Below are 6,210 nucleotides of genomic sequence, written 5' to 3'. Positions count from 1 at the left end.
GGCCGGCGAGGCCCCGATGTGCACGGCCTCGTCGGCCATCTCCACCGCCAGGCTGTCGGCGTCGGCGTCCGAATAGACCACCACCGTGGCTATCCCCAACCGCCGGCACGTCTTGATCACCCGCACCGCGATCTCGCCCCGGTTGGCGATCAGGATCTTCGTGAACATCGGCGGCCTCGGACGGTTGGTCTTTGCAGATCCTCCCCTCGAAGGGGGAGGCGGCCCGGAGGGCCGGAGGGGGAAGTATCTGCTGAGGTCGAAGCGGCTGCTGGTTCACAGACCACTTCCCCCTCAGTCGCTTCGCGACAGCTCCCCCTTAGGGGGAGCATCTCGCTCGGCACACCCACCCGTAAGGCGTAACAGGCCAAGGCCGGTTTGCAACGCGGGCCGGTCGCGCTAAAAGCGTCGCAGGAGCCATGACACCGGTTTCCAATAAGAACGACCAGGGAGTGACGCGTGGTAAAGCAGGCGCTTTTTGTGGCCTCGGCCTTCTCGGTTCTCGTTGCGGCCGGGGCGGCCGGGGCGGCCGGGGCGGCCGACGCGGCAGCGGCCGAGCCCGCCCTCCTCTTCCATGTCTCGGGCGACAACGGCCTGAAGGCCGATTACGCCGCCGGCGACGCCGTTCCCAACTTCGCCGACAAGGTGGCGGTGATCCCCACCGGCAAGACCGGACCGGCGCTGTCGGCCCAGGACGACGGGATCCTGGCCTGGAACGCGCCGGGCAACATCCAGGCCCAGCGCGGGACCCTGTCGTTCTTCTGGCGCTCGGGATATCCCGTGGGCGTCGCGCCGTTCGTGATCTTCCGCGTCGGCTACGCCGACCACACCAGCTGGGACATGGCGTTCCTGCGTATCGACTGGAACGGCTCCGGCTTCGACGCCTTCGTCACCGACAACGGCCTGGCCCGCACCCGCGTCTCGTTCAAGCTGGACAAGCCGCCCGCCGCTGACGCTTGGACGCACCTGGCCTTCACCTGGGACGAGCAGACCGGCGTGCAGCTGTTCATCGACGGCAAGCCGGTCGCCAGGAAGGAGGCCAGGCGGGTCTATGACGCGGGCCTGGATCAGTTCGGCATCGCCGGCCGGGTGATCGCCCCGCACCAGGTGCAGAGCCGCTACAACTTCCTGCGCGGCGGCGACCTGGACGAAATCCGCGTCTACGACCGCGCGCTGGACGGGGCCGGCATCGCGGCTCTCGCCCGCAACGCGGCGCCCGCCGCGGCCGCCCCGGTTCCGACGCTGGAGGATCCGGCCACGCGCGCGGCCTGGCGTCTGCGCCATGGCTGGACCGGCGAGGCCCCGCCCCTGCTGACCGATCCGGCCACCCGCATCCGCAAGGTCGAGTTCGCCGACGCCAAGGACATCAAGGAATGGATGTGGCGGGCCAACGACGGCATCCCCGAGACCACCTGGCCTGGCGTCTACAACCGCTCGCGCCTTGAAGGCCGCGACGACTATTTCCCGCTGCCGGACTGGAACACCTATGTCGAGGGCGGCAAGGCCCTGACCCTGGCCCTGCCCGACGAGCCGATCAGCCGCCTGGAGATCCAGGGCCCGGCCTATGGCGACCTGACCTGGGCGGCGAGAGCCGGTGAGAAGGGCCAAAAGGTCGGCGTGCGGCCCAAGGGCCTCTACCGCTCGGTGACCACCCTGGCCCAGCCGCTGAAGGGCGGCGTGCTGACCTTCACCAACACCGACCAGGAAACCCCGATCCAGGAGATCTGGGCCTATGACGTCAGCGCCGGCAAGGAGCCCGCGGGCGTCTTCAAGATGAGCTACACGGTCCGCGCCGAGGTGGCGCCGGACTATCTGAACCTCTCCGACCTCAACGCCTATGTCGCCGGGCGCTTCCCGGCCGGCGAGCGGGCGACGGTGGTGGCCATCCCCGATGCGGCCCCGCAGCGCAAGCGCCCGGCCGCCGACCTCACCGCCAAAGGCCTGCCGATCGTCCACGTGATGATCCCGTCGGGCTTCGGCGACGCCCCGGCCGCGCAAGCCCTGGCCCGCAACTGGGCCTATGGCTGGGAGAACGCCCGCGACGGCCTGGACGGCGTCGCGCTGGACATCCCCGCCCTGCCCGGCGCTGCGGGAACCACGATCCCGCTGAACATCCAGGTCAAGGACCCGATCTGGCCGGGCCGCAACATGATCGACGTTTCGGTCTCGGTGAAGGCGGGCGAGGCCCGCACCCTGTGGCTGGACCTGCGCGACCGGATTCTCACGGCAGACAGCCTGTACCTGACCATCGCCGCCGACAGCGCCGAGTTCGGCCCCAAGGCCCTGGACGGCGCCAAGGTGCGGCTGGTGTTCAAGGCCCGCGAGGAGGCCAGGGCCGAGCACGTGGCCGACCGCTTCAACCAGGTGAAGGACAACTGGGCCTTCCTGGTGGAGGAGCACACCACCTCCAAGCGCCAGGGCCTCTATCGCCGCCTCTATGCCGACATCTCCGACCTGCTGCGCGTCGAGCCCGACCACAAGGAAGGCCGCGAGTACTGGGGCGACATCACCTATGGCAGCCAGGGCTGGCCGGCCTTCGAGCAGCCCAAGGCGCCGGCGGGGGTTCCGCTGTGGGCCTTCCGCCAGACGGAAGACCTCAAGCGGGTGGCCAAGTTCATCAACTGGTGGATCGACGAGCGCCAGGTTCCCTACGGCGACTTCGGCGGCGGCCTGTCGGACGACACCGACCTCCTGCAACAGTGGCCGGGCCTGGCCTTGATGGGCGTCGATCCCGACAAGGTGAGGGGCTCGCTGAACCTGCTGACCGACGCGGTCTACCGCAACGGCATGTTCACCAATGGCCTGTCGACCATCGCCACGGACGAGTTGCACGCCTACGAGGAAGGCATCAACTCCAACAGCGAGGCGATGTATCTCGACTACGGCGATCCCCTGGCCGTCGAGCGGCTGTTCACGACGGTGAAGGCCCTGCCCAGGATCATCGATCGCAATCCGGCCGGCCACGTCCACTTCAACACCAACTGGTACAGCGGCTCGATCTCGTACCGCGAAGGCCCGTGGGAGTGGCAGAAGCCCTATTCGTTCGGCGTGGCGCACCCGGCGATCCTGATCGGCGACTACAACCGCGACCAGACCGCCCGCGACATCGTGCTGGGCCTGGCCGACGGCTATCTGGCGCACGTCAAGCCCGACGGCTCCTATCCCAACGAGATCAACTGGCGCACCGACGCCGAGCGCGGCGGCACGGTGCTGCAGGGCTCGGGGGCCAGCGGGCCGTTCCAGATCTTCTGGCAGGCCTGGCGCTGGACTGGCGAGGCCAAGTACCTGGCGCCGATCCAGTGGCGGATGGGCAAGAACGGGATCAAGTCGCTCAACGACCTCAACGACAACGCCCTGTCGATGCTGAACCTGGGCGAGGCCAACAAGGACGCGATCGTCAAGTCGGCCGCCAGGGGCGGGGCCATGGAGCGCTTCGCCGCCTGGAGCCTGACCGGCGACAAGACCTGGCTCGAAAAGGCCTATGCCGACGAGATCCAGTGGGCCGACCAGCACATGTACATGCACACCGAGGGCCACTGGTGGTCGGACCGGGTGGAGATCCCGTCCGACGTGCTGCAGCGTTCGCGCCTGGGCGGCATCGCCAACAAGCGCGGCCAGATGAACCCGGGGCACCTGGTCAGCTGGCGCTTCGAAGACGGCGCGAAAGGTGAGGACGTGGCGATCCTGGTCAGGGACGGCGCGGCCAAGGGCTTCAAGGTCGTGGCCTACAACCTGTCGGACAAGCCGGTGACGGCGACGATGACCGGCTGGATGGTCGCGCCGGGCCAGTGGACCCTGACGCAGGGCGTCGACACCACGGGCGACGACGTGATCGACGGTGCGGGCGAGACGCGGCAGGTCGCCTTCGAGCGCACCAAGGCCGTCACCGTCGTGCTGGCGCCGGGCCAGACGACGATCATCGACATGGCGCTGGCCACGCCCGGCGACGATCCCGCCCGGCGCGCCGACCTCGGCATCGGCCGCGGCGACGTGAGCGTGAAGGGCTCGATGATCACGGCCAAGGTCCACAGCCTGGGCGCCCAGGACGCCAAGGCTTCGAAGCTGGAGCTGGTCGATGCCGCGGGCAAGGTGCTGGCCAGTGTCGCCGTCCCTGCCCTGGCCGCGCCCAAGGACCTTCTGCCGAAGGTGCACGCCGCCCGCCTGAAGATCCCGGCCGGCGCCAGGCCGTCGGAACTGCGCCTGCGCATCGTCAGCGACCAGCCGCAGATCACCGCCCTCAACGACGAGGTGAAGCTGCCATGATCCGCCCCATCCTGAGTGCTTCCGCACTGATCGCCGCCGGCCTGCTGGCGGCCTCCACCGCCTGGGCGGCCGAACCCTACGGCCGCAATGTCACGCTGAAGGAGGCCAAGGCCGTGGCCGCCGCCGCCGAGGCCGAGGCCCTGAAGAGCGGCGTGGCCGTGACCATCACGGTGGTCGAGCCGAACGGGCAGCCGGTGCTGGTGTGGAAGATGGACGGGGCCTCGTACTCGGCCCCCGAGGTCTCGCGCCGCAAGGCCGAGACCGCCACCGCCTATCGCCGCCCGACCAAGGCGTTCCAGGACGCGGTCAAGGGCGGCAACCTCAACGCCATCTCCAACGGCGCCCTGGCCATCGAGGGCGGCGAGCTGCTGCTGGTCGAGGGCCGGATCGTCGGAGCGGTCGGCGTGGCCGGGGCCACGCCCGAGCAGGACGGCGTCCTGGCCCGGGCGGGCGCGGCGGCGGTGAAGTAGGAACCGCCTCAGAAAGCCTCAGCCCTCCCCGAACTCCCGGGCGAACATCGCCACGTAGCCGTCGAGGCGCTCGGAGGCTTCTGGCGCGATCAGGCGCGTGACCTCGGCCGAGAAGGTCACCGGGGCCGAGCCGGCGGCGGTGACGATCCGGCCGTCGACCACCGCGCGAGGGCTTTCGACATAGCCTTCGGCGCCCGCGTAGCCCGGGGCCTGCTCGGCCAGCCAGTCCTTGCCGTTGGAGGTGTGGGCCTTGCCGGCCAAGAGGCCGGCCTTGGCCAGGGCGATCGTCGCCCCGCAGATGCCGGCGACGATCTTGCCGTCGGCGTGGGCCTGGCGCAGCAGGCTGAACACCGCGTCGTTCTCGTAGCCCTGCCAGGCGTCAGAGCCGATCAGCAGATAGGCGTCGGCGTCCGACAGCACCGGATCGTCGAACCGGTAGTCGGCGGCGGCCAGTATGCCGCCGATCGAGGTTTCCGGATCGCCCGTGGGGGTGGCGATCTCGATCTGGACGCCGAAATATTCGCGCAGGGAGGCCAGCACGGGACCGGCTTCCCAGTCGGCCCAGCCGGGCTGGAGGAAGGCGACGGCGATCGTCATCAGCGCAGCTTCACGGCGGTGCCGGCGGCGGTGACCATCAGCATGCCGTTGTCGGCGCCCAGGGCCTCGTAGTCGAGATCAACACCCACCACGGCGTCGGCGCCCTGGCGGCGGGCCTCGTCGATCATTTCCTGCAGGGCGATGTCGCGGGCCTCGCGCAGGGCCTTCTCGTAGCCGCCGGCGCGGCCGCCGATGATGTTGGTGATGCCGGCGAACAGGTCGCGGAAGATGTGCGCGCCGATGATCGCCTCGCCCGAGACGACGCCCAGGGTGGCCACGGTCTCGCGTTCGGCGACGTACGGAGTGGTCGAGGTGATCATGCGGTTCCCGTCCCTTGATGCGGCCTGCCCTACCGGCGGGCCGTGCGAGCCCCTAGATTGGCACGCATGACCCAAGCCGCCACCCTCTCTTCCACAGGTTTCGACCTGACCCCGCCTACCGAGCCCGAGCGCGAGCGCCTGGAGGCCGACCTGACCGCCGAGGAGGCGCGCGTCCTGCTGCACCACGGCACCGAAGCCCCGTTCTGCGGCGGCCTGCTGGGCGAGAAGAGCCCCGGCGTCTACGGCTGCCGGCTGTGCGGCCTGCCGCTGTTCAAGCACGAGACCAAGTTCGAGAGCGGCACCGGCTGGCCCAGCTTCTACGCCCCGTTCGACGAGGACCACGTCAAGGCCGTGCGCGACACCTCCTACGGCATGGTGCGCATCGAGACCCGCTGCGCCCGCTGCGATAGCCACCAGGGCCACGTCTTCCCGGACGGCCCGGCGCCGACTCAGCTGCGCTACTGCATCAACTCGGTGTCGCTGCAGTTCGTGAAGACCGGCGATCCCCTGCCCGACCCGCTGCATCGCGGCGACCATCTGCCCTAGACGGCGGGGCGCCTCTC

General features: G+C 69.7%; 6 protein-coding genes. 3 read left to right on the top strand and 3 right to left on the bottom strand.

Annotated elements, in window-relative coordinates:
- On the bottom strand, positions 1-168 hold a 168-nt coding region (locus tag DDF67_RS00215), incomplete at its 3' end, for a biotin carboxylase N-terminal domain-containing protein (RefSeq protein WP_146197916.1).
- 288 nt (positions 169-456) lie between these two features.
- Here DDF67_RS00215 and DDF67_RS00210 point away from each other — a divergent pair.
- Positions 457-4,260 carry a LamG-like jellyroll fold domain-containing protein gene (locus DDF67_RS00210; protein WP_109098968.1) on the top strand — a complete coding sequence of 1,268 codons (3,804 nt, stop codon included), beginning with the start codon at positions 457-459 and terminating at the stop codon, positions 4,258-4,260.
- Positions 4,257-4,730: a GlcG/HbpS family heme-binding protein gene (locus tag DDF67_RS00205; RefSeq protein ID WP_109098967.1), complete on the top strand. Its 474-nt coding sequence runs from the start codon at positions 4,257-4,259 to the stop codon at positions 4,728-4,730. Before DDF67_RS00210 ends, DDF67_RS00205 begins: the two co-directional genes overlap by 4 nt.
- 18 nt (positions 4,731-4,748) lie before the next feature.
- On the opposite strand, the gene DDF67_RS00200 is transcribed toward DDF67_RS00205, so the two are convergent.
- The gene (locus DDF67_RS00200) at positions 4,749-5,327 is read right to left on the bottom strand and encodes a type 1 glutamine amidotransferase family protein (RefSeq protein WP_109098966.1); all 579 of its coding nucleotides are present in this window, start codon (positions 5,325-5,327) and stop codon (positions 4,749-4,751) included.
- Positions 5,327-5,647, bottom strand: a complete 321-nt coding sequence (locus DDF67_RS00195; protein ID WP_058349561.1) for a heavy metal-binding domain-containing protein — start codon at positions 5,645-5,647, stop codon at positions 5,327-5,329. Before DDF67_RS00195 ends, DDF67_RS00200 begins: the two co-directional genes overlap by 1 nt.
- Positions 5,648-5,713: 66 nt before the next feature.
- Between DDF67_RS00195 and msrB the strand changes: the two genes are divergently transcribed.
- Positions 5,714-6,193: a peptide-methionine (R)-S-oxide reductase MsrB gene (gene msrB / locus DDF67_RS00190; RefSeq protein WP_109098965.1), complete on the top strand. Its 480-nt coding sequence runs from the start codon at positions 5,714-5,716 to the stop codon at positions 6,191-6,193.
- Positions 6,194-6,210: the final 17 nt, after the last annotated feature.

Source organism: Caulobacter endophyticus, assembly GCF_003116815.1.
In the GTDB taxonomy this organism is placed as follows: domain Bacteria; phylum Pseudomonadota; class Alphaproteobacteria; order Caulobacterales; family Caulobacteraceae; genus Caulobacter; species Caulobacter endophyticus.
This window is presented reverse-complemented; position numbering and strand designations above follow the sequence as displayed.